Annotated in this window: 21 protein-coding genes; 17 read left to right on the top strand and 4 right to left on the bottom strand. The window is 39.4% G+C overall.

From position 1 onward, the window contains the following. Positions 1-44 precede the first annotated feature (44 nt). The gene (locus tag BK581_RS11375; RefSeq protein ID WP_078578291.1) at positions 45-1181 is read right to left on the bottom strand and encodes a zinc-dependent alcohol dehydrogenase; all 1137 of its coding nucleotides are present in this window, start codon (positions 1179-1181) and stop codon (positions 45-47) included. Between the two features lie 566 nt (positions 1182-1747). Between BK581_RS11375 and BK581_RS11365 the strand changes: the two genes are divergently transcribed. The 5 genes from BK581_RS11365 to BK581_RS11345 all read left to right on the top strand — a co-directional run bounded on the left by BK581_RS11365 (position 1748) and on the right by BK581_RS11345 (position 7052). Next, the gene (locus BK581_RS11365) at positions 1748-2887 is read left to right on the top strand and encodes a sensor histidine kinase (protein ID WP_078578289.1); all 1140 of its coding nucleotides are present in this window, start codon (positions 1748-1750) and stop codon (positions 2885-2887) included. Then, on the top strand, positions 2884-3516 hold the full coding sequence (locus BK581_RS11360) for a response regulator (RefSeq protein ID WP_078578288.1): 633 nt from the start codon (positions 2884-2886) through the stop codon (positions 3514-3516). Before BK581_RS11365 ends, BK581_RS11360 begins: the two co-directional genes overlap by 4 nt. Before the next feature lie 216 nt (positions 3517-3732). Beyond that, the gene (locus tag BK581_RS11355) at positions 3733-4671 is read left to right on the top strand and encodes an ABC transporter ATP-binding protein (protein WP_078578287.1); all 939 of its coding nucleotides are present in this window, start codon (positions 3733-3735) and stop codon (positions 4669-4671) included. A gap of 15 nt (positions 4672-4686) precedes the next feature. Then, entirely contained in the window at positions 4687-5955 is a 1269-nt protein-coding gene (locus BK581_RS11350) for an ABC transporter permease (protein WP_078578286.1), read from the top strand. After that, complete coding sequence (locus tag BK581_RS11345) at positions 5952-7052, top strand: ABC transporter permease (protein ID WP_078578285.1); 1101 nt, start codon at positions 5952-5954, stop codon at positions 7050-7052. The genes BK581_RS11350 and BK581_RS11345 overlap by 4 nt, the downstream gene beginning before the upstream one ends. Before the next feature lie 111 nt (positions 7053-7163). Here the strand turns inward: BK581_RS11345 and BK581_RS11340 are convergent, their stop codons facing one another. Further along, positions 7164-7607: a GNAT family N-acetyltransferase gene (locus tag BK581_RS11340; RefSeq protein ID WP_322788436.1), complete on the bottom strand. Its 444-nt coding sequence runs from the start codon at positions 7605-7607 to the stop codon at positions 7164-7166. A 129-nt stretch (positions 7608-7736) separates the two neighbouring features. Here BK581_RS11340 and BK581_RS11335 point away from each other — a divergent pair, with 129 nt between their 5' ends. Beyond that, positions 7737-8654, top strand: a complete 918-nt coding sequence (locus BK581_RS11335) for an aldo/keto reductase (protein ID WP_078578283.1) — start codon at positions 7737-7739, stop codon at positions 8652-8654. Positions 8655-8848: 194 nt separating this feature from the next. Further along, positions 8849-9883, top strand: a complete 1035-nt coding sequence (locus BK581_RS11330) for a hypothetical protein (RefSeq protein WP_078578282.1) — start codon at positions 8849-8851, stop codon at positions 9881-9883. A gap of 186 nt (positions 9884-10069) precedes the next feature. Here the strand turns inward: BK581_RS11330 and BK581_RS11325 are convergent, their stop codons facing one another. Next, complete coding sequence (locus BK581_RS11325) at positions 10070-10828, bottom strand: SDR family NAD(P)-dependent oxidoreductase (RefSeq protein WP_078578281.1); 759 nt, start codon at positions 10826-10828, stop codon at positions 10070-10072. A 199-nt stretch (positions 10829-11027) separates the two neighbouring features. Between BK581_RS11325 and BK581_RS20450 the strand changes: the two genes are divergently transcribed. The 5 genes from BK581_RS20450 (at position 11028) to erm (ending at position 18595) form a co-directional block, all read left to right on the top strand. Beyond that, positions 11028-11855 carry a methyl-accepting chemotaxis protein gene (locus BK581_RS20450; protein WP_078578280.1) on the top strand — a complete coding sequence of 276 codons (828 nt, stop codon included), beginning with the start codon at positions 11028-11030 and terminating at the stop codon, positions 11853-11855. A 584-nt stretch (positions 11856-12439) separates the two neighbouring features. Continuing rightward, positions 12440-12781, top strand: a complete 342-nt coding sequence (locus tag BK581_RS11315; RefSeq protein WP_078578279.1) for a hypothetical protein — start codon at positions 12440-12442, stop codon at positions 12779-12781. A gap of 243 nt (positions 12782-13024) precedes the next feature. After that, positions 13025-14011 carry a ketoacyl-ACP synthase III gene (locus BK581_RS11310; RefSeq protein WP_078578278.1) on the top strand — a complete coding sequence of 329 codons (987 nt, stop codon included), beginning with the start codon at positions 13025-13027 and terminating at the stop codon, positions 14009-14011. Between the two features lie 2067 nt (positions 14012-16078). Then, positions 16079-17158 carry a pectate lyase family protein gene (locus tag BK581_RS11305; protein ID WP_078578277.1) on the top strand — a complete coding sequence of 360 codons (1080 nt, stop codon included), beginning with the start codon at positions 16079-16081 and terminating at the stop codon, positions 17156-17158. Between the two features lie 588 nt (positions 17159-17746). Continuing rightward, entirely contained in the window at positions 17747-18595 is an 849-nt protein-coding gene (erm, locus tag BK581_RS11300) for a 23S ribosomal RNA methyltransferase Erm (protein ID WP_078578276.1), read from the top strand. A 2-nt stretch (positions 18596-18597) separates the two neighbouring features. On the opposite strand, the gene BK581_RS11295 is transcribed toward erm, so the two are convergent. Continuing rightward, positions 18598-19368, bottom strand: coding sequence for a GNAT family N-acetyltransferase (locus tag BK581_RS11295; protein WP_078578275.1), 771 nt, complete (start codon positions 19366-19368; stop codon positions 18598-18600). Between the two features lie 154 nt (positions 19369-19522). Between BK581_RS11295 and BK581_RS11290 the strand changes: the two genes are divergently transcribed. The 5 genes from BK581_RS11290 to BK581_RS11270 all read left to right on the top strand — a co-directional run bounded on the left by BK581_RS11290 (position 19523) and on the right by BK581_RS11270 (position 25560). After that, positions 19523-20407: an AraC family transcriptional regulator gene (locus tag BK581_RS11290; protein ID WP_078578274.1), complete on the top strand. Its 885-nt coding sequence runs from the start codon at positions 19523-19525 to the stop codon at positions 20405-20407. Between the two features lie 205 nt (positions 20408-20612). Next, complete coding sequence (locus BK581_RS11285) at positions 20613-22232, top strand: AraC family transcriptional regulator (protein ID WP_078578273.1); 1620 nt, start codon at positions 20613-20615, stop codon at positions 22230-22232. Positions 22233-22508: 276 nt separating this feature from the next. After that, positions 22509-23522, top strand: coding sequence for an ABC transporter substrate-binding protein (locus BK581_RS11280; RefSeq protein ID WP_095995550.1), 1014 nt, complete (start codon positions 22509-22511; stop codon positions 23520-23522). Between the two features lie 18 nt (positions 23523-23540). Continuing rightward, entirely contained in the window at positions 23541-24548 is a 1008-nt protein-coding gene (locus BK581_RS11275) for a FecCD family ABC transporter permease (RefSeq protein ID WP_078578272.1), read from the top strand. 25 nt (positions 24549-24573) lie between these two features. After that, on the top strand, positions 24574-25560 hold the full coding sequence (locus BK581_RS11270; protein ID WP_078578271.1) for a FecCD family ABC transporter permease: 987 nt from the start codon (positions 24574-24576) through the stop codon (positions 25558-25560). Positions 25561-25588 lie beyond the last annotated feature (28 nt).

Below are 25588 nucleotides of genomic sequence, written 5' to 3'. Positions count from 1 at the left end.
CATAGGAACGACCTGTTAGATGCCTTAAACAATTTTTTTAATTGTTATGGTTTTAGCACGACTTTAATACAGTTGTCATGCTTCTCGTCAAAGACATCATATCCATGGGCAGCTTCTGTTAAGGGAAGAGTGTGCGTAATGATATCAGTTGGATCAAAGTCCCCTTGTTTGATTTTATGATAGAGCTCAGGAATGAAGTGGATGACTGGAGCTTGCCCCATTTTTAATGTGATATTCCTTGCAAAAAAATCACCGAGGGGAAACATGTTGTAACGCGTGCCGTAAACCCCCACAATACTTACAATGCCACCTTTTCTAACACATTGGCTAGCCAATTGAATGGGTCCCATTGAGCCACCCTGAAGTTTCAAAGCAGTTTCGACCATTTCAACAGCCGTCTTTTTTCCATCCATTCCCACGCAGTCGATGACAGCATCTGCTCCTCCCTTCGTCATCTCTTTTAGGTGAGTGCCAAGTTCATCGTGTTTAGTGAAATCAAATATTTCTACATGATTTGTCTTTTTGGCATGGTTAAGCCGGTACTGAATATAATCAACGGCGATAACACGAGAGGCGCCCTTCATCCATGCGAATTTTTGAGCCAGTAATCCGACAGGCCCACAACCAAGTATGATAACGGTATTTCCAGAAGATACCTCTGCTTGTTCTACCCCCCACCAGGCAGTTGGGACAATATCTGATAAGAAAAGAAGTTTGTCATCTTCCAGTTCGCTATTTTCTGGTACAACGAATGGCACGAAGTTTCCATATGGGACTCTTAGCAATTCAGCTTGTCCCCCTGGATAGCCGCCGAATGTGTCAGAAAAACCGAAATAGGCACCAGATTGACCGTGGGGATTGGCATGGTCACATTGGCTTTCTAATTTATTTTGACAATAAAAGCACTGTCCGCATGAAATATTAAATGGGATGATAACACGATCACCTTTTTTTACTTTCGTTACTTCCGTCCCTGTTTCTTCTACTATTCCCATCGGTTCGTGACCAATAATATAATCTTTAGGAAAGTTTGGTACCATGCCATGAACGAGGTGTAAATCAGAGCCACAAATAGCTGTGCTCGTAATTTTTACAAGGATATCATCTTTCTTTTGCAAAGTTGGATCTGCCACATCTTTAACGACCACATCTTTAATACCTTGATAAGTGACGGCTTTCATTCATATACCTCCAAGCCGATAAGCGTTATGAAAAAGAACGCACAAGGGACTGTTGTGCGTTCTAATGCGTTAAGCGCCTACCATGTTAATTGTTGTTATTGTTGTTTCGGTTATTTCTATTGTTGCGGTTGTTGTCTAGGTCTTGAGCATCATTCTCACAAGCAAATTCCTCATTCACATTATCCACATTTAATTCATTATTATTGTTGTTATTGTTATTGTTGTTGTTTCTGTTGTTTCTGTTGTTTCTGTTGTTTCTGTTGTTGTCCACCATTATCAATCACCTCCTATTTGTTTATAGTATGGGGGATGAGTAAGTAAATCATGCTCATGGCTCACTAGTAAATAATGTTTAAGGTCCATAGGTGTACCAAGAAACAGCAGATGATGGATAGACTTTTTTATCTTGCTTATTTCGTATAAAATGGTGATAATTCTAGGCGGATGGATGTACAATCTGGACGATTGTGTCAGACAGCGGCATGGCTACAATCGTAAAAACCGATTGCGCAGCAAATCTTATCATTTAACACGAGGGTGTTAATAGTTAGTGGGGATGTGACGTCATGCGTTCATTTTGGTTATGGCTTTTATTTATCGGAATCGCTTGGTTTTTAGCGGTAAGACAGCAACAATTTATTTCATCGGTAAGTGTGACGTGGAGCTTACTAAGTAGTGCTTGTTTCTTTGCATTATATTTTTTATTTCCTTTAGTACAAAAGCACGCTCGGCTATTAACACTTGTTCAATGTGGGGCTGCATGTGTGATGGTGATAGTATTTTGGCCTAACGGAGAGGGAGAAATGAACTTATACGCCTTACTGTTGATGTCACTTTTGGCTGGACACGCTTTTTATCTATTACCTCTCCTCTATGCAAGCATTGTAGGTACCCTGTTATTTGCTGGGGTGGCGATTCCCGCTTTGATCGGAATAAGTGGCTTCTCGCTCCTTTTTATTAGTTTTTACAGCGTGTTACTAACAGTAGCTTTAATAATACTTAAAAACATGCGTATTTTGGAAATAGACCAGGAGGCTCGGTATGATGCATTGCTTAGTGAATATCGTAAGTTGAAAAGACGAGTAGCCACTGATGAAAGTCAGGCACGTGAAGAGGAACGAATAGAAGTTGGTCGTGAAATTCATGACTCGGTAGGTCACAAGCTCACAGCTTTAGTGATGCAACTAGAAGTGGAGAGAATGCAGTCTGATCACGAGACGGGATCTCGGATTGCTAACTTAAAAACATTAGCGAAAGAGAGCCTAGAGGAAACGAGACGGGCAGTTAAAACGATGAAGGATAAAGAAATTGGGGGCGTTTCGGCAATTATCCGATTGATACGCCAGCTGGAAGCGGAAAGTTATTTAAGAATTCACTTCTCTGTGAAACACGGAGCTTTTACAGCACCGTTAACAAATAATCAAACGATTGCTATATATCGTGCTGTTCAGGAAGCACTAACAAATGTCATGAGGCACAGTCACGTTCGCGAAGCCAAGATCCTATTTGAGGTGCCAGGGGGAAGAGTTTTTCGCTTTGAAGTTTCCAACCCTGTAACATATGTAGAGCCATGGCGTGAAGGCTTTGGCATCACGTCCATGAAAGAAAGAATTAAAGAGGTAGGCGGCGAATGTCATATAAGCCATAGTGACAGCTGTTTTATGGTGAGTGGCGTATTACCTTTAAATAAGGAGGAAAATGTGTGATACGTATTTTGCTCGCAGAAGATCAAAGTTTGGTTCGCCAAGGATTAAAAATGATGATAGAGACAGATGATACGTTGCGTGTAACAGGAGAAGCGGCGAATGGGGAAGAGGCCATTTCGTTATGTGAAACAGCTATATTTGATCTTGCGCTATTAGATATTCGCATGCCGGTAATGGATGGGTTAACAGCGGCAAGAACGATTAATAGCCGATGGCCAGATACTAAAGTGATGATGCTTACCACCTTTAACGATGATGAATATGCTTTAGAAGCGCTGAAAAGTGGTGCAGTAGGGTATATGCTAAAAGATGCTGAGCCGACAGAACTCATTCGTGCAATTCGAAATTGCTTAGCAGGTGGTCTTCAATTAGAAGGTCTCGTGGCAGCAAAAATGATGCCAAAGTTAATTAACCAGACAATATCTCATGAGATTGATCCTACAATCACGCCGAGGGAGTTAGATATTGTAAAACGAGTTGGAGAAGGCAGAAGCAATAAGGAAATCTCAGAAGAATTAGGGTTATCCGTTGGGACTGTAAAAAATCATATTAGTCAAATCCTTGATAAACTAGAGCTGCGTGACCGAACTCAGCTAGCTATTTATGCTATTAGGCACAACGTCGTTTAGGTTAAAGATAAGTAAACGAGTTATCATAAATCTTATCTCCACATGTCACAATAAAAATGACTCAGGTCATGTATAAGAGAAAAAGTCATGACGGAAGGCAGTAGGAACACTGCCTTTTTCTTTGTATACTTTGTGTGTAAATAAGACGATACTGATCACTTGACGTGAGTAACTAAGGGCATAATAACGTCTAGTGAGTAAAGGAGATGAACTGCTATGTTGGAAACAGAAGACCTGACAAAAGTTTTTAAAAAACATGTTGCTGTTGATAAGGTTAACCTCTATTTAGATAGAGGTGAGTCAATCGGATTGTTAGGCCCTAATGGCGCTGGAAAATCTACAACTATATCCATGATTTCTTCGCTCGTTAAGCCTTCTTCAGGAGATATAAGAATACATGGCCAAAGTATTATTAAGCACCCGGACCATATTAGAAAAGTACTTGGTGTTGTCCCTCAAGATATTGCCCTCTATCCAGAATTGACAGCCACAGAAAATTTAGCTTTTTTCGGGCAGATTTATGGTTTAAAAGGAAATAAATTAAAGGATAGTATCCAACACGTTCTTCGCCAGGTTGGATTAGAAGAACGTCAAAAAGATCAAGTTAAAACTTACTCAGGAGGAATGCAGAGACGTATCAACATGGCGATCGCTATGTTACATGAACCAGATATTCTTATTATGGATGAACCGACTGTAGGTATTGATCCGCAATCGAGGCATCATATTTTAGAGACGGTCAGAGAATTGAATGAAGAAAAAGGGATGACTGTTCTTTATACAAGTCATTATATGGAAGAGGTCGAAAGGCTTTGTGACAGAGTGTACATTATGGATCACGGTCAAATGATTGCCTCAGGAACGAAAGATGAATTGAAACAGATTTTATCTGCAGAAGAAGCTATTTTAATTGATTTAGCTCAACCTACTGATGCAGAACAGCTATTATCTGAACTCCAGAGTATAAAAGGGGTGTTAAAAACTACCCAAACAGAAACAGGATTAAAGTTAATCGTTCCTAGGGGACAACGGCTGTTAAGTAGGGTGTTTCAGGCGGCTGAGCTTCATAATGCTCAAATAATCAATGTGACTGTTCAAACACCAACACTTGAAGACGTCTTTCTACATTTAACAGGACGGACGTTGAGAGATTAAGGGGGTGAATAGAAGATGGTTTCTTTTTTAAAAAAGGATATTCTCGTTCTCATAAGAGATAAAACGGGATTACTTACCTTGCTATTAATGCCTTTTGTATTGACGGCAATTTTAGGGTTTTCATTGCAAGGGATTATGGGAAGTGACAGTCAAACGCTATCATTAGAGCTAGGAATCGTCATCGAAGACGAGGTAGAACAAGGCATTACACAATTTACAGCTGAATTGGATCGTTCTAACTTAGCGGATGATACAAAGGGAGAGTTGGAGGCGATGGCAATGTCCTCACATCCCCTCCTGATCTTAGAGAGTATGTTGGAAAGCGGACAAATCAGTGACATTGTGGAAAAGACAGAAATGACAGCAGAAGAAGCACAGAAAGCGCTAGATAATGAGGATGTTATAGCGATTTTAACGATTCCTGAAGGGTTTACGTATCACTCTTTAGAAAAAATGCTTTTAAATCAAGGGGATGGTCAAACGTTCGATTTGACGGTCATTGATTATCGGTCATTAGGCGCGAAGGTCATCAGTAATATACTTGATAACTTTACACGGTCGTTAAATTTTGAAACAGCCATTGCTCATGCCAGTAACGGCAATTATGTGTCAGGAGCAGAAGATAATGATGAATTAGGAGGTACTGAGACAGTATCAGCAGGGGAACCTATACAATCCTTAGAGTACTATACGCTTGGCATGGCAGTTATGTTCGCCTTATATACGGCCTCTGCTACTTCTGAAAGAGCTTTGCTTGAAAAGAAACAGCAAGCATTTAATCGAATTTTACTGTCTGGTAAGCATCCATTTGTGTATTTGTTAGGTAAATTTTTTGCCACATTCTTAGTGGTTTGTCTCCAATTACTTATTTTATTTGGTTTATCCGCTCTTTTATTCAACTCCTTTACATTTCATTCGGTTGAATTTGTTGCAGGGATGTTGTTAATTGTAGGTATTTTTTCTTTATGTGTCGGTAGTGTGGCAACATTATTAACGTCACTGACACTTCGATTTACAAGTGCTTCTATATCAAATGTCTTTTCAGCAGGCATAGTTAGTTTACTTGCATTTGCAGGTGGAAGCTTCTTTCCGGTTTCCGGGGTATTACAAACAGTTGGTGAATGGACACCAAATGGTGCGGCTTTAACGAGCTTTTTACTATGGATGCAAGGTGTTGATCTATCACTTATCATATCACCACTTGCGAAAGTTATTTGTATGGCTATTCTGCTATTTGTGATAAGCCTCGTGGTATTTCCAAAAAGGAGGGAGGCAGCGTCATGATTGCGATTTTTTTATTACAATGGAAACGATTGTGGCGAGAGCCTGTTTGGGTCCTTTCAATGGTGGGCTTAACCGTTTTGTTTGTGTTTTTATTAGCGGGTAGAGTAGGGGATGCTACGATGACAGTGACGACATTTTCAACCCCATCGCTATCTGACCAAACACGAGATGAATGGGACGATAAGCTAAACGCATCTGATGTGTTTGTGTTTGATTGGGTTGAAGAAGAAGAGGCGAAAGAGTCACTAGCTAAGGGTAATATTGAGTTCGCTTTACAAATAGATGAAGACGATTATCGGATTGTGAAAGTGGCAGAAAACGTAAGTTATCACATGGTGGAACAGCATGTTCATCGGGTTTTTGCAGAAGAAATGAGATTGCAGGAAGCTGAAAGGCAAGTAATGGATGACACTTTCCGTGAAGATGTTGCCAACAATCTTGAGGAACCAGTATTACACTTGGTAACGTCATCCCACTTAGGAGAAGACGATCAATTTGCACAAGCAGATAGGCTGCAAGTGCTGTTTGGGATGACGCTGTTCTTTTCCATTTATACGGTTTTATTCAGTTTAATGAATGTGTCGGAAGAAAAACGCTCAGGCACATGGGATCGTTTGATTCTGTCCCCTTTAAAAAAATGGCAGATGTACCTTGGCAATTTGTTGTTTAGTTTTGTCATCGGATATGCTCAAATACTCATCTTATTTTTATTTTTCCAGATGACATTAGACTTTGGTTTTAATGGACAATTTGGTGTTATTGCGGTGGTCACAGCATGCTTTGTATTTGCGATTGTCGCCTTAGGGGTCCTACTAATAGGTATCGTGCGGTCGCCTCAACAGCTTCAAGTTGCGATTCCTCTCGTAGCTGTCAGTATGGCTATGTTAGGCGGTGCATTCTGGCCGCTTGAGGTAATTACGAATGATATCATTCTCATGATAACAAAAGCCATGCCAATCACGTATGGCATGGAAGCATTGCACCAAGCAGTTCTTAATAGGTACGGGGTCATGGATTTAGCACAACCGCTGGCCATGCTCTTACTCTTCGGTGTTGTGTGTATGGGTGTTGGTGCTAACTTGATGGAAAGGCGTTAATCATTTGCGCATGTGAAAGAATATCGTTAAGTGGTTAGTAGGCTTTCTTGATAAAAAGGTGGGCTGTCTCCCGATTCAGCTGTTTTCTTGACAGCTTTTGGTGGAGACGGCCTATTTGCTAGTAGTTCGGCTGATCCTTTTTTCCATGATGATATGGGGAATCCCCTCTTCCATAAACGTGTCAGAGCATGAAGAGTAGCCGAGCTTTTCATAAAATCCTTTGGCATGTGTTTGGGCATGGAGGGTAAAGTGTTTGTAGCCTTGTTTCAATGCGATAGTTTCTAATTCCTTAATAATGAGAGCTCCGATTCCCTCTTTTCTATGAGTATCAAGAATACAAATACGCTCAAGCTTGGCCTTTTTTTCGACAAATCGTATTCTACCTGTGCCTACAGCTTGACCTTCTGTACAAACAAGAAGGTGATCAGCTAATTCTTCGTATTCATCGAATTCTTCTTCAAGAGATACCCCTTGTTCGTCCACAAAGACCGCTTGTCGAATAGCAAATGCTTTTTCTAGTTCATGTTGACTGTTAATATGTGTGATCTCCATCATGTCACCTCAATTATCCGTTTAAGATTATATTATTATGGCACTGCTCATCCTCTTTTTCAACTAACAAATTAGATAGATTGGCATAAATACGCTAAACTATTAGTATCATTGATTATAAGGAGTGAAGACATGCGTAAGTTGACATTAGGTAACAGTAACTTAGAAGCGGGGGATATTTCTCTAGGGTGTATGCGTATGGCCGGGTTATCGTTAGAAAAGGCAACGGAAGTCATTGAAACATCATTCGCCTCAGGCATTGATTTATTTGATCATGCTGATATTTATGGAGGGGGGAAATCTGAAGACGTATTTGCTCAAGCCTTAAAGCAGTCTTCTGTACGGCGTGAAGACATTATTCTTCAATCAAAATGTGGTATTAGAGATGGCTTTTTTGATTTCTCAAAGAAACATATTATGACCTCTGTCGAGGATAGTTTAAAGCGCTTGCAAACTGATCACCTCGATATTTTGCTGCTTCATCGCCCTGATGCTTTAGTAGAACCGGAGGAAGTAGCTGAAGCGTTTAGTGAGTTAAAGACAAGCGGAAAGGTGCGCCACTTCGGTGTGAGCAATCACCATCCTCTGCAAGTAGATTTACTTAAAAAGTATGTGACAGAGGAATTGATTATTAATCAGCTCCAACTCAGTCTTGTCCATACACCTATGATCGATGCCGGATTAAATGTAAACATGTTTAACGAAGCAGCGGTAGTAAGGGATAGTCATTTGTTGGAATATAGTCGTCTTCATCATATGACGGTACAAGCATGGTCCCCTTTCCAGCATGGGATGATTGAAGGTGTTTTTATCGGAAACACCGATTATCCAAAAGTGAACGCTAAACTGGAGGAAGTAGCAGAAAAGAAAGGAATTACCTCATCTGCGGTCGCTATTGCCTGGATTTTGCGTCATCCGGGGAGAATGCAACCTGTGATAGGATCGATGAACCCCGACAGAATTCAGCAAATTTGCCAAGCGTCAAATATCACATTATCCCGTGAAGAGTGGTATGAATTATATCGTTCAGCAGGAAATGAGTTGCCATAGCTTTGTTAGTTCAGCCTTTAGAGAAGTGTGATTATGCTGCTCTAAAGGCTTTCTTGCCCTGAACTGGAATATGGTGAAATGGCTAGGGGATCCAAGATTGGGGTTGATTGGTGTAGCATCTGTTACGTATAATTGCCTTTAATGGCTATTGTTCGTTATAAAGTCATATATTATTAACTAGAGAGGGGACGCATATGTTTAGACAAAAATCATCCCAATTATTACTTATATGTGGTGTGTTGATGACCGTTATGGTCGGGTGTAATAATGCTTCAGGGGGTGAAGAGGATACCGCTAGTAATAATGAGGCGGACAATTTAAATGAGACTGAAGATAATAATAATGATAATCGAGAGCCAGTGGAAACAACAGTGGCTAATGAAGAGGTAGAAGAGGCTCCTGAGGATCAAGGTGACTTCGATAGTTGGTGGGAGATTGAGATTGAAGAACAGGAAGATCATTATGTAGTGAACGGTCAGTCGAATTTATTGCCTGAAACGACTGTTAGAATTCGAGCGAAGTCTGATGATTATACATTTGTTGGCTATGATACGACCGTAGATGTTGAGGAAGATGGTTCTTTTGAGACAAAATTGCAGCATCCACAAGTTTACGATACAGAAATTGTGCTTGAAGTGAGCGTTGGAGTTGGCCGTCAGTCAGATGAGATTTTAGCTCATTATGGGGAATCATTGGAGCTTATAGAAGGGCCATTTCGATATGTGGCGGATAGCGATGAGGAAGGAAAAGTATATGAATTAAAATCAGAATTAGCCTATGTTCCTGAAGACGATAAATTCGTTACTCTTACGTCACAAACACCCGAATGGAATTTCCCTGAAGATCAAGGGGATGTAGACGTTTGGATTGATGACGTTGAAGTTGAACGTGATGACGAACGTTTTTATATGACTGGAAGGACAAACTTGGAGGAGGGCGCGAATATCCATATTGAAGTAGAGCTCCCTGATTATATCTCCTTTGGCTATTCAAATGTGGTGACAATTAACCCTGATGGCACCTTTGCAGCATCTGTTAATTATCCTGATGATATTGATGACGAAGCGGAAATGAACCTTGCCATTGAATTTAAGCCATACAGACATAATCAATTAGATTACATCGTGACTCATTATGGTGAGAGTGGGGAGAACCTAACTGGAGAGCTTGTCGAAGAAGAAAGCTCGGGTGAAGAAAACTACATTCTCTATAAATTGAATGTCCAATGAACGTAACGGCGTATATATAAGTTATAAATGGCACCAATCATATTTGAAGTGATTGGTGCCATTTTAAGTGAATGATAGTCTTTTTTTAATGGTAGGATCTCTGGCCAACCTAAAAGCATTTTTCAGTGCTTTTAGTAGTGTCGGTCATTAACGGTTTCGATTGAATGATCTTTATTTTTCTTTGTCTTACAGTGCAGTTAGCCCGCCGTCAATTGGATAAACGGCACCATTAATAATGGGTGCCTCATCGCTAAGAAGGAAAGCAACGAGATTAGCTACTTCTTGAGGAGTCCCATATCTTCCAGCTGGAATACCGGCTTTAACTTGATTATGAGCCTCTTCTGACCCTTGAGTAAAACGCTCCATCATATTGGTCGCTGTAGGACCAGGGGCGATAGCGTTCACGCGTATATTTTGCGCCGCATATTCACCGGCAGCTGTCTTAGTTAGCCCAATGACGCCATGTTTTGTGCCAGCATATGGGCTAACACCCGGAGAGCCAACAATCCCTGCATTAGATGCAGTATTGACGATAGCCCCACCGCCATTTTTTAACATCGCTTGGATGACATATTTCATCCCGTAAAAAGCACCTTTAAGGTTGATATCAACGACTTTGTTGAAAAGTTCTTCTGGGTAATCAGCAAGAGGAATGACTTGGCCTTCAATCCCTGCGTTGTTAAAAAACATATCTATACGACTAAACGTGTTGAGTGTTGTGTGAACGTAATTTTTTACATCATCAAGACGGCTGACGTCTGTTTTTACAAAGAGCGCTTTAGCACCTAATGCTTCAATCAGCTGAACAGTTTCGTTACCGCCTTCTTCAGAAATATCTGCAATTGTGACATGAGCCCCTCTTTTAGCAAGCGTTAAAGCGACTTCACGCCCAATTCCGCTGCCGCCCCCTGTTACAATTCCAATTTTTCCTTGTAAATCTGTCATTTCCTTCAACCCTCTCAATTAATAATGTGTGTATCATGGTAATGATTCTATACTCTCAGAACTTAGTCACTATTTCATTGAATATATCTTGAATATCCTAAAAATAGATAAAAAGTCCTATTATTAAAGTCTCGATTAACGTGTTAAAATTGACACGAATTCGTAAAAAATATAGAAATATTTAGAAGGAGTTTTCACTATGGATATCGTCCAAGCGCTCATCGCTTCGGTGCCTTATATTAAGGAAATCATGCGTGAAGAGGTAATGATTACTATTTTTGATGATAAAGAGTATGTGTTTTACAGCCCAAGTAATGAGCTTGATTTTAAACATAAAAAAGGGGACCCATTACCCCCTAAGTACGTGGATTTTCAAATGGTTGACCCGAATAAAACGGTTGTTGTCCCAGTTCCAGCTGAGGAGTTTGGAGTATCGTTTGATTCTATTTCACTCCCTATTAAAAATGAGGAGGGACGTCTAGTAGCAGGAATGAACGTGGCGGTAAGCCGGAAGCGTCAAGAAAAATTAGAAGATATTATGGATACAATGCAAGGCATTTCTAGTCAGCTGCTAGATAAAATACAGCATATCGCTGCTCACTCAGAAGAGTTGTCTGCATCGAGTGAACAAATATCAGAAAATGCCAAATATGCTGTAGAAAATTCAGCGAAGGTGACAGATGTGACAAGTGTAATCCGGGGTATTTCTGAGCAAACAAATCTTCTTGGTTTAAATGCAGCCATTGAAGCCGCAAGGGTAGGCGCAGAAGGCGCTGGATTTGGAGTAGTGGCAAATGAAGTACGTAAATTATCATTAGACACAAAGCAAGCTACGACAAATATCGAAAGTTCACTAAGTAATATTAAAAACTCTATTGAAAAAATGCAGCTTGATTTCAATGATATAAACGACTCTTCTCAGCAGGAAGTAAAATTAATTACAGAGTTTATGGATGATATTGAAAAGTTAAATAAAACATCCGAAGAAATGAAATCTTTTATGGCTCAACTTGTCACATATGAATGATGTGCATGAATTTATGAGTCTACTGATTCAGCTTTTTTCCGAGTGGGACCGTCCGCAATTACGAACAATTAATTGCTGACTAAATGTCTAACGGATTTTTCAAATGAACATTGTCCAATTTACTATACAACGCACATCTGTAAAAAGGCCGTGTGGTGCGGTAGAGGCAATTTATCATTGTTCAACTTTTGTAGGTTAAAACGCAAGTGTGACATTCCCTTTTTATCACAGTTAAGTGTCCGCACACCTCCCGCCTCAACATAGAGGGGAGAGATAATAGCCGCTAATGTTCTGGTTAACGCAACTCCTAGTCAGTGGGAGAAGGACGAAAATACCGACTGATTGCAGATTGGTTTTATAAGATTTAATTGTGAGCGGAGTGAGGGTGATTCTTACAAACATAGTCTGGACATTAGCCAATAAAAAGAATGTATCTTATGATCTACTTAAAATGCTAAAATTGTAATTTTAGTAGATTTTTATACTGGGTAATTCTCTTATAAAAGATGGATAATCTTTATTTATTATAATTTATAGGCTATTATACTCATAAGTGAGAATGAAGTAAAAAGGAGATGAATGCGTTGAGTGAAAAGTACAAATTAGGTTTAAACACACCTGCTAAAAAAGTAGAGATGGAAGTGAATGGGACATTCAGTCCAAAAGATGTGGAGAACTTTGTGAATGAATATCAAAAAATAGTGGATAAAATCAATGCCACTGAGTACACCTTAGACATTGATTGCTCAAAGTTAGACATTTTACAGCAAGAAATGGTCCCGTCTATGGAAGGTGCTTTTACATTGTATAAAGAAAGTGGCTTTAAAAAGGTTATCCTTAACGTCAAGTCATCTGTTTTAAAAATGCAACTTAGCCGCCTTGCGAGAAACACAAAGCTGACGACGGCAGAAATAGTTGAACTGTAACATTTCAGATAGTGACTACGTTATCAAAAGGCAGAGAGATAGTAGTTTGTCATAATGCCCGCTTTGTTTGAAGAATGAGTGACGACAGGACTTTCAATAAGGAAGTCTTGTTTTCATATAGAGAAATAATCGTGGGCTTTGTCAGGGGAAGAGTGAGATAGGTGAGTACGATTCAGTCGTTAAATACAAAAAGGCATATGTCTAAGTTGGTTTGTCGGAAATATATGTAAAGGGAGAGATTTCATGGATCATATTAAGATTAAAGACGTGGCTATTTATCACCCTGATAATGTTGTAGATAATGATTTTTATATTGATCACTTTAATAGGCAAGGAAAAGATATTAGAAAATTTCTCGCTCATATGGGGAGGGAAAAGCGTTACATTATTGATAATGATCATGAAAATGGTTTGACGATGGCGATAAATGCTAGTAAGAGGGCATTAGCAAAAGCTGGGCTCACAGGCAGGGACTTGGATATGATTGTCTTTTCCACACAAGTGCCTGAAACCACTTTTCCTTCAAATGCGATGTATGTTCACGACGCTATTGATGCTAGCCATGAGACGATAGTCTATGATTCAAATGCCAACTGTGCGGGAATGACGGTAGCAGTGGAGCAAGCGGCGCACTATTTAAACTCAAATCGGTATATGCAGAGAGCACTCATTGTTGGCTCCGATTTCAATAGTCTCATCAGTAATCCACAAGAAGAAATTACGTATGCTAATTATGGGGACGGGGCAGCGGCAGTGATTCTCGAAAAAACGACTGAATCAAACGGCTTTATTGATAGTATTAGTTTTAATAACTCCGCCACCCGTGATAAAATAAAATACCCCGAAAGTGGTTTGTCACAAGCATTACGAGGAACTGCTGAAGCTGACTACATAAAATGGCTCCCTTTTGATGGCGCTGTATGTATGCCCCCAACATTTGATATGATAGAGACGTTACTTGCTCGTAACAACTTAACAGCGAAAGATATTAAGATGTTTTGTTTATCCCAGTTTGCTTTAAGTAATATTGAAAAATTCCAACAACATTTTGAACTCGATGATGAACGGATTGCTTATGTTGGTAATAAATACGGCTACACAGGGACGAGCAGTCCATTTTTTGCTTTTCACGATTCTTTGGAAGAGGCACGAATACAAAGGGGCGATTATGTCTTATTTTGGTCAGTTGGAGCAGGTTTCCAAGTAGTGGCGGCTCTATTTAAATATTAATGGACACTTTTAAGAGATTATAAAAATTAAAGGAGAGGCGCCTAACGATTAGGTGTCCTCTCCTTATTCCATCGCAGGATCTGTCTGTAAAACCCCCACTGATTGAAGGTTCGTTTTATAGAAGGACTGTATGTAAAAGGATAGACTCTATCAAGTAAAAGAAGTCTATTAATAAAGTTACAGCGACTTGTCATATTTATATCTTTTTTTCTAGCATTCACAAGTTAAATAAAATTATCTTTATAACAAATCTCATTAAATGTCCATAAATGTGGTTTGTAATTTCACCAAACTTCTTAGTATTTAAAGCTAAGTGAGAAGAGGGTGAAAAAGTGCTTTCTCCTTCAGTTGAAAAAAAGAGGTTGATTTCCGTCTGGGATCGTGGGGATTCCTTATCGGTTGGGGGATCAGGTTAAGAACCCGATCTGAGAAATAGACGGAAAAAATCCCCTTAAATAGATATTAGCGATGACAATAGCTTAAATAGACGGAGATATTCCGCTAATGACCCGGTAAATCTGAAAAATGGGTTGTTTTGCTTTGAATAATCGGAAAATTTCCCTCTATATCCCCCCTAAATGGCCCCTCTCCTTTATCTAACCGAAAAAAATCCGTTTATTTACTCTCATTAACGACGCGATTATTGACAAGATTTCTTATCTAGGTAAAGACATTAAACCGAGGTTGTATTAATGGCAATTCTGCTCTATTAAGATTTTAATTGTAAATTATTGTAATTGGTGGTATCTAGTTTTAATGTTCCTTAAAGTTATGTTATGCAAAGAAAAAGTTGATAGCCCGTCCAAAACCTCCTTTAAAACCAGGTATATTATTTATGATGTGCTGGTGAAAAAATATATAATTCGGGCCATAAAAAAGAACACAAATCTTTCGCCTCCTTCATGTGTGTTAGAACTACTTACATGGTTAAGGATCAGGCGATTTTTTAATCACAGTAAACCGTCCATAAAACGCCGTGTCAAAATAGAGAGAAGAGATAAATCTATATAGGGGTGAGATAACGGATGCAGCCCTGATTTACTCAACTACCAATCAGTGGGAGAAGAACGAAAACGCCCATTGATTGAAGGTTCATTTTATAAATAATTAAAAGGTCAGCTGACAATCAAAATTTTAAAAGTGAATAAACATTCAGTCGGGATTCCCGATAGAAGTGTCCACTAAATAAACCGGTCATAGTACTATGTTAGAAAACGAACTTAATATAGATGATTAGTAAATACTCTTGTTTTCCCAAGATGGCAGATAATTAAGCGCGTGAAGGTAAAGGGAAGATAAAAATAATATCACTTTTAATATCATTTAAAGTCCTGAAGCGGTGGTGATATATAAAAGTAATAGAAAACCATTGCTATTAAAATACAAAAATAGGTATAAAACTCTATGGTTAGTTATTCATAAATTTGCTAAATTATAATTGGAATTATTTATAATATATTCCTATATAATACTCATTATTTAGCAAAAGCGTATGCAGCAAACCATGAATAATCACGGCTTTATACGGAGAAGGGGTCATGATAGGTGGCTATTATACCAGACGAGCTCCAAGCTTGCCGTGTTGCCTAATCCCATGACTTATAGAGGCTCCGTGTCAAGCTCATGGCGTATATGGATAAAAATAAGGATCAGCGTATTTCCTTACTTGCCAAATACATACTCATAAACTCAAAAATAATAGTTACTAAATTGTAACAAAAATAACAATATGATGTAACAGTAATAGATTATCTTTATGATAGAGTAAACTTAGTTTTTCACCATTAAGGTTTAAACAATGATGACTAAACGATCCCATGGCCGTTTTTCTAAGAAGTTTAGATTTATCATAGATAAGCGTCCGTCAACCTCCTGGGGCAAAATAGAGAGGAGAGGTAACTCTATTTAGGCGGGAGATATCGGAGGCAGTTGTGTTGAGTGAAGGTTCGTTTATAGATGAGAAATTGATGCGATTAAGAGATTTGGTGAAAATATGGGGTCAATTATTAAATTTTAATAAGGAGGTGAATTTAAGGAAGCGCTTACAAAAATGAAAGGGTGAGTAACATGACTAAAGTCTTTAAATTGTTACTGGCATTAGCTCTCGTTTTACCAGTTATCTCATTTAGTTCTCCTGCCTCGCAAGCTGCTTCAAATCAGCCAACTTCTAACGGACCACAAGGCTATGCGTCAATGAATGGAGGGACAACCGGTGGTGCAGGCGGCCGTGTCGAATATGCAAGCACCGGAGCGCAAATTCAGCAATTGATAGATAATCGCAGCCGAAGTAATAACCCTGATGAACCATTAACGATTTATGTAAACGGAACGATTACACAAGGAAATTCCCCACAGTCCCTTATAGATGTTAAAAATCACCGTGGAAAAGCTCATGAAATTAAAAACATCTCTATTATCGGTGTAGGAACAAATGGAGAGTTTGATGGCATTGGGATAAGACTATCAAACGCCCATAATATCATTATCCAAAATGTATCAATTCATCATGTGCGAGAGGGAGAAGGCACGGCTATTGAAGTGACAGATGAGAGTAAAAACGTGTGGATCGATCACAACGAGTTTTATAGTGAATTTCCAGGTAATGGAGACTCAGATTATTACGATGGTCTCGTAGACATAAAAAGAAACGCTGAATATATTACGGTTTCATGGAATAAGTTTGAGAATCATTGGAAAACGATGCTCGTCGGTCATACTGATAATGCCTCATTAGCGCCAGATAAAATTACGTACCATCACAATTATTTTAATAATCTTAATTCACGTGTCCCGCTTATTCGATACGCTGATGTCCATATGTTCAATAACTATTTTAAAGACATTAACGATACAGCGATTAACAGTCGTGTAGGGGCCCGTGTCTTTGTAGAAAACAACTATTTTGACAACGTAGGATCAGGACAAGCTGACCCAACGACTGGTTTTATTAAAGGGCCTGTTGGTTGGTTCTATGGAAGTCCGAGTACTGGATATTGGAATTTACGTGGAAATGTATTTGTTAATACACCGAATAGTCATTTAAGCTCTACAACAAACTTTACACCACCATATAGTTACCAAGTCCAATCAGCTACTCAAGCTAAGTCGTCTGTTGAACAACATTCTGGAGTAGGTGTTATCAACTAATATACTTTGATGACACCATACACATATTGTCTATTGCTTAAAAGTAACTCATTATGCTAAGCTAAGGCTATCTTACAAAAGAACGGAGGCTCCAATTCATGTTATTTAGCAGACTTAGATTCCAAACTTTAAACCGCTAATTGAATAGCGTTTGAAGGCTCTGCCTGTGTGCAGAGTAAAAGGAAGTAGTCTGCCTTTTTATACATTAGTATAAACATGTTTTGTGTGCCATTACTATCATCGACCTTTAGTTCTTGTTAGAGGTTATATGCTATAAACGGAGGAGACGTCTTGTCATCCTCCGTTTATTTTTTTCGTCTGGAAAATCGAGTCAAAGAAGTCGCGCAAAAAAGGGTTTTTCTGACGGGGTTTTTTAGAAAAATGCTTTTAAAGCGGTAAGTGGTATTCAAAAATTAGAGCCCAGTACACCATGTTTTAGGGAAAGGCTCATTTTAATGTTGACTAAGAGGGCGTCCACGTAGAGTATACGAGGTTTTTTCATACATCTTTCTAGCTTTTCGTTACTTCCATTTACTAAAATCACAGGCAGATCGCCTGTGATTTTAATTATTTGGAGGCGTGTAGAGTATGAGAAAACACAATAAACGAAACAGAAAGGTACGAAAATGTATTGAAGGTCCCAATTTTTCTGGCCAACATTTTATGCACCATAAGCCGACGATACGTGAACTAATTCAACTTGCGTCTATTGGTTCTGAAGATACAGTCGTAGACATAGGTGCAGGTAAAGGCGCTTTGACATTTCCTTTGAGTGATAGAGGTTGTGGAGTGTTAGCGGTGGAATATGATAAGGCACTTGCCACATATTTAAAGGAAAAAGCTAAGTGTTTTAACAATATTCACGTTTTTCATCAAAATATCTTAGGATTTCCTCTTCCTAAACGACCGTTTAAGGTGGTTGCCAATATCCCTTATGCTATTACAACGGAGATTATGAAGAAGCTCCTCAGTGACTCGGCGTCAATGCTTCAGAATGGGGTTATTGTTATGGAATATGGTGCAGCTAAAAGGTTCACAAGCTTCCCGCAGAAAAATCCTGACATTATCTTGTGGCGTATGTGGTTTGATTTAAAGATTATAAAGCGTCTTCCAGCAAGTTATTTTTCGCCTCCTCCGAGTGTGTCATCAGCTGTGTTAAAAATACGAAGAAAAACGACACCACTCGTTTCTTATAAGAACGGCCAACATTTTCATGCGTTAGTCAGCTATGCACTCGCCTATCCGAAGCAGCCGTTGTCACGGGCACTTAGCGGCATCTTTACCCCACGTCAAGTAACACATCTTGTAAAAACATTGAACGTGAGCCGTGAAACGAGCATTAATCAATTGCGTGAAGAACAGTGGAAGACCGTGTTCGAGACGATGAGCAAACATGTTGAACGTCGTTATTGGCCGTCGGTGAAAAAGAAACGATAGTGCTAGACTTCAGTCCCGCGAGTAGAAATGTTTTCTAGGAAGTCTTCGAACTTGGTAACGCTCATCATGCGATGCGTTTGAAATGTGCCATTATAAAATATGGAAAAGGTTGTCCATGGTGAAGGGGCCTTTTGCGCTTCTTCCCTCGAAGTAATCTCATAAGTGTGAAAGGGGATACCTTTAGCCAACGCAACGGCTTCTAAGTCAGATAATAATCCGCTTGCGAAGGGGCACTGGACAGTGTAAAAAATATCAATACCATGTTCTTTTACAGGAAGCGGTTTGTTGGTTTTAAATGTGGGTTGGACACCACGTTCATGAAATTTGTGTGCGTATAGCTGGAAGTAAGGGGCAACTTTATCAACGACATTAAAGCCCATATGTTTCAAAAAGCGTGGGTCACTTAAGAAGGGAAATTTCTTCGATCCAGCTATATGGACGATACCATCCATTCCCCGTGAGATGGCATCTTCTTTGCATCTGTCTAACAAATGGGTAGCGTGGCCGCCCCCTTGGTGGCGGCCAGACACCCATAGACAATTAATAAACATATAATTAGGAGCGTGGATAGGTGCCCAGGCTGCTTCTGCCGGTAAATATTCAATAAAAACCTTTGCCCTGTCATCTAGTCGGTAGAAAACGAGTCCTTCCTTCATACGGTCACTGAGCCATGCTTTTTTTGCGTCGATAGCAGCTGAATACTGCTTAGCACCGAGTGCACAGCAAATATGCAGGTCGTTTAAATGTGATTTACTTATGTGAATATAGGTCATTATTCTCTCCTTTAAATATGTCATGTTAATGTTATTTTAAATGTTAATTGGAAAAAAGTACATGCGGCTACTGGATCCGACATTTATGTGCACGAGAAGTCGGTGGATGAGTGGGAATGGATGATATTCTCTAAGAGAAAGGGAGGTCGTTGACATGGAATCGCTAGAGAAAATGAATGAGGCCATGGCCTATATTGAGGAACATTTAACCGAGATGATTAATTTTAAAGAGGTGGCGAGAATCGCTTGCTGTTCTGAGTATCACTTCAAGCGAATGTTTTCATTTCTAGCAGGGGTAACGCTATCTGAGTACATTCGCCGCAGACGTCTCACAATGGCTGCTTTGACATTGAGGGAGACATCGTTACGTGTTATTGATGTGGCAATGATGTATGGCTATCAATCACCTGATGCATTTGCAAGAGCGTTCCAAAGTGTTCACAATGTAAAACCATCAGAGGTGAGATTAGGCGATCTTACTTTGAAAGCTTTTCCTAAAATGACCTTTCAATTAACGATAAAAGGAGGGAATGAGATGAACTATCGTTTAGAAGAGAAAGAGCATTTTAGTATTGTGGGCGTGAAAAAACGGGTTCCACTTGTTTACCGTGGAGAGAATCAAGTAATAGCTTCTTTATGGAAGACGTTATCCGAGGATACTGCGTTAGAAATTAAACAACTATCTAATATAACACCTTCAGGATTATTAAGTGTCTGTACCAATTTTTCTGAAGGAAGAGAAGATGGGGGAACATTGGATTATTATATTGCTGCCGCGACTACAAAAGCGGCTCCTGATCACTTATCAGTACTAGAAGTTCCGTCATTGACGTGGGCAGTGTTTGAAGTGGAAGGACCTTATCCGGAAGCATTGCAAGAAACATGGGGACAAATATATTCGGAATGGTTTCCGACTTCATTATATGAAGCGGCAGAAGGCCCGGAAATACTTTGGCATGCAGAAGACGAGAAGGAGGATCTTTCAACGCACAAAAGTGCTATATGGATTCCAGTGAAGAAACGGCAGGATTTAAAGTAGATATTATCACATATCAATAAAAAAGGGGGCATTTTCATGTAAGTGAGAATGCCTCTTTTTCATTAGGACATCTCATGATTAGTGAACTAGTGAGAAAAGTCGTTAATGCAAAAAGCATCTAAGTCGGATATAATTAGTGATAATGATTATCATTATCACTATCTGTAATGACGACCTTCGTATGAGAAAAGGAGTTGATGAGTAAATGACGAGCGAACATACCCACCATGAATCTTCTACTAACTGGGAGTACTTTATTTATAAATTGTTAGATGTGGAGGTCATTCAAACGACTAAGGAATCATCGAAACTGACCAACACATTTGAACTTCTTATTGTTAAGAGTGGAAAGGCACGCCTTACTATAGATCAAGAAAGCTTTTTGCTATTTAAAGAAGAGGTGTGTATCATTCATCCATCTCAAGTTTACAGCCTGAAAGCAAAACATAAACCATTTGAGTATCTTTTAATGACATTTGAGTGTTTTATAGATATGAATGATGGTCCTCGTCCATTTGTGAGATTACAAGATAAAGAAAGCGATAGATTCCCTCTAAGAGGAAGGTGTGCCGTAAGTGATACCTCTTATATGATGGAGATAGGAAAGCAGCTGATACACCAGAAAGAAGATAATAGTAAGATAGATTTATTTCAGCAAAGAATATTATTCGAAAGATTGTTGCACGTGATCATTCACCATATAAAAGAATCAGCTCCAAAGGATACACTCAAAGCGATTGAAAAAAGCCGTTTGTATATGGAAGATCATTTTCATGAAAATATGTCTATTGAACATCTTGCTTCTAGAATTGACGTTAGTCCAAAATATTTTTCGTCTTTATTTAAAAAAGAGTTTGGTATTAGTGTCACGGAATATATCACAAGACTGAGAATAAATAAGGCAAAATCATTGTTAGTTAAGGATATTAAAATACGGGATGTTGCCAATGAAGTCGGCTATAATGATGAATACTATTTGAGCCGCAAATTTAAACAATTAGTCGGGGTGTCACCTTCTGCCTATCGAGAGAGACGGACAAAAAAAATAGCCGCCTATGATTTTTTCTCAGTTGGTCACCTGTTAGCATTAAATATCTATCCGTTTGCTGCCCCAATTCACCCTAAGTGGACGTCGTACTATTTTCATCACTATCGCAAGGACATCCCCATTCATTTAAGTGCTTTCCAAGTTAATAAAGATTGGCAAGCGAATATTGCTCTTTTAGAAAAGCATTCGCCGGATGTCATCCTAGCTAAAGATAACGTTACTCAAGGAGAAAAAGCCTATTTAGATACAATTGCGCCAGTTATTTATTATCCTCAGTCAGTTAATTGGCGCAAACAGTTTCAATTAATTGCAGTCGTTTTGGGTGAAGAGGAAGAAGCGCAAACATGGTTAAAACATTACGATGAAAAAGTGGCTTATACGAGACAGCAGCTGAAAAATACCCAAGGTGGCGGAACGATTATGCCCTTACGATTTCATAGGGGTGCTCTCTATTATGACAATAGTCGGACGATTGAAGATGTCCTTTACGGTGATTTACATCTCTCTTTATGCCCGTGTGAGAAGTCGTTCAAGCGGAATGATCCTATCAACATAGAGGATATTATCCATCTAAATCCAGATAGTATCCTTTTGAATGTTTGCCAAGAAACGAAGACGCTTGAAAGTTGGGAAAGTCTGAAACAATCATCGTTATGGCACGATATTAGGGCCGTAAGAAATCATTCTATTCACTTCATTTCCTCTGACCCTTGGAGGGAATATTCAGCTAGTGCCCACGATCGGGTATTGAATGAAGTATTAGCTGTACTCGGTTAAACTTGGTATCAACATGGGCCCTAGAAAATTCAGCGATCATCCCTTGATAATCAGCATCGCGCCTTGAAAAATCAGCAACTCCCTCTAATTTTTCAGCAATCAACCTTAAATTTTCAGCAACACCCACCGATTTTAGCTAATAACAGGATAGGAATATGGAAAATATCCATCTATAAAATAGGAATTTGTCCATGTTAAATCTACAAAGGCTCATTTATAATTCTAATTGAGAATCATTATCACATATAGTTAACTCTAAAAGGGAGAGATGAAAGAATGTTTAAGAAGTTACTACCGCTTGTGCTAATGATGAGCGTTGTGTTAGCAGCTTGTGGCAATGAAGAAACAATGAATGAAGAAGGGGAAGCGGCAAGTCCGAATAATACAGAAGGAAATGCTGCTGAACAAAATAATGAGAATCATAGTGGCACAGACGAAGCGGTTGAGGGAGAAGAGACGACCGTGACGTATCTCGGTGAAGATTATCGTGTGGTGGTACCTACAGACAAAATAGTTGCTGCTAGTCAGGAGGCCATGGAAGATGCCGCTGTTTTAGGCATTACCCCGATTGGTGCTGTGGCTCATGCGGGTGAATTCCCTGAGTATCTAGGGGACGCCATGTCAGAAGCGACTGAAATTGGTGATAAAATGCAGCCGAGTAATGAAACATTGCTTCAGTTAGAACCTGATGTGATTTTAGGGACATCGAAGTTCCAACCTGAAGTGGTTGATAATTTGACTTCAGTTGCACCGATGATTCCTATTTCTCATATTGCAACACATTGGAAAGAAAATTTACTTGTGACAGCAGAAATAACTGGAAAGACAGAAGAGGCAGAAAGCATTATTGAGGAGTATGAAGCTGATGCGGCTGAGCTTTCTGAAAGTTTAGCTAAGTCGCTAGAAGATCAGCAGGTGATCATGGTTAGAATTAGAAGTGGCAACATTTTTGTGTACGGGGAAGATGTGTACTTTAACCCAGTATTATATAGTGATTTAGGTTTAACTGTGCCAGGTGAAGTAGCGGCAGCAGAAAGCCAAGAAATGATCACATTAGAAAAATTAGCTGAAATGAATCCAAACCATATTTATGTGCAATTTGAGGAAACTGAAAATGCTGATGCACCAGAAGCTTTGAACGAGCTGGAAAACAATGATATTTGGAATAGCATTGAAGCTGTTAAAACCGATAACGTCTACGTCAATGCCATTGATCCATTGGCAGCGGGAGGAACAGCTTGGAGTAAAACGGAATTTCTAAATGTGGTGAAAGAGACGCTGGCTGAATAAGAGCTGAACGAGGTTATTATGGGAGTTAAACGTCACTTACGTTATATCATTCTTTTGTCTTCGCCTATCACAATCACCTTAGTCATATTCTTATCTATTCTCAGTGGCTCAACGGTGATTCACCCTGCTGATGTGATAGAGGCCTTTCTATCATTCGATAGCGACAATGTGACTCACACTATTATTATGACTTCTCGTATGCCGAGAGCAGTTGGGGCCATGTTAATTGGGGCATTGTTAGCTATGTCCGGTGCCTTAATGCAGGGGATGACCAGGAATTATCTGGCCTCCCCTTCCATTATGGGGGTATCAGATGGGGCTGCCTTTGCCATAACATTGTCGGTTATTTTCTTACCCGCGTTAACGTCGCTTCAAATGGTCATGCTTTCATTAGTCGGGTCCGCCTTAGGAACCGGCGTTGTGTTTGGTATTGCTTCTCTCGTCAGAAATGGACTTTCGCCAGTGAAAATGGCCATTATCGGAACTATTATTGGGACGTTTTTTAGCAGTATTTCAGCCGCATTAGCTACGTATTTTCAAGTCTCGCAAACGATGAGCTTTTGGTACAATGCGAGAATCCATCAAATGAGTCCAGACTTGCTTTGGTTTACGATCCCATTTGCTGTAGCAGGTATTTTATTAGCACTTGCTTTGGCAAATTCTGTGACGATCCTGTCATTAGGTGATGAAACAGCAGTAGGTCTTGGGCAACGAAAAGGTCTTATTAAAGCATTGACCATGCTTTCTGTCGTCATTATGACCGGTATCTCCGTCGCTTTAATAGGGAAAGTAGGCTTTGTAGGTTTAATTATTCCACACATTACCCGTTTTTTTACTGGGACAGATTATAGGTGGGTGATTCCTTGTTCAGCCGTCATTGGCGGTATTTTTCTAACATTAAGTGATTCCTTAAGCTTGTATATCAATTATCCGTTTGAAACGCCTATTGGGGTAGTGACAGCTATGATAGGGGTCCCATTCTTTCTCTATTTAATTAAAACGAGGGGAGTGGGGAGTCATCGCTAATAAGTTTATTAAGTTAAGGACAGCTATGTTAGTAGGTGGCATAGGCTTAATCGTGTTTTTTTACATAAGCTTATCCGTAGGTATTTATGATGTGTCATTGCAACAGTTAATCGATGCTTTTTTAAGGCGAAATGTGTCTGAAAATATTGATCTCGTCATTTTTCACTTCCGGTTACCTCGCGTCATTTTAGCAGGTCTTATCGGTTTAGGATTAGGCATAGCTGGAGGTGTACTTCAAGGCATTACAAAGAACGGTCTTGCTGATCCAGGTATTTTAGGCATTAATAGTGGCGCTGGTGCAGCGATAGTAGTCTTCATGTTCTTTTTCCAAGGTTATGTCTCTAGTACGTCATGGCTCTTTACTTTAACAATGCCAATTTATGGCTTAGTCGGGGGGCTTGCAGCAGCCTTGATTATTTATCTCATTTCATGGGAACAAGGCAGATTGGATCCACAACGTTTACTATTAACTGGTATTGCTGCAGGGGCAGGTTTTGGGGCGTTTACGATATTTCTATCATTAAAAATGAAGGCACAAGATTTTGAAATGGCCACAGTCTGGCTATCAGGGAGTATTTACAGTGCAAATTGGATGTTTGTGTTGGCTGTGATTCCGTGGTTTCTCATTTGTGTCCCTGTGATTATGCGACGTACGTATATGCTAGATCTTTTTAGAATGAGTGAAGAGTCATTAATAAGCATTGGTGTCTCTGTCGAAAAAGAGAAGTCGATCCTGTTATTAAGTAGTATCGGACTTATTAGTGCGTGTGTGTCAGTCGCAGGCAGTATTTCGTTCGTTGGTTTAATGGCGCCACATATGGCAAGACTTATCGTCGGCAATGAACATAAAAATATCATGCCTGTTTGTGGACTCATCGGAATGTTGCTGGTCATAGGGTCAGATTTTATCGCAAGGACGGTAGTGGCTCCAGCTGAAATACCCGTAGGAATTGTTATTGCAATTATCGGTGTCCCTTATTTTGTTTATTTATTATTTAAAGTACGTATGTAAAAAATAGAATCTACTTCAAGTGTGTAAA

The sequence above is a fragment of the Salipaludibacillus agaradhaerens genome, from assembly GCF_002019735.1.
In the GTDB taxonomy this organism is placed as follows: Bacteria; Bacillota; Bacilli; order Bacillales; family Salisediminibacteriaceae; genus Salipaludibacillus; species Salipaludibacillus agaradhaerens.
The sequence above is the reverse complement of the archived record's forward strand: the minus strand, read 5'-3'. Positions and strand labels throughout refer to the sequence as shown.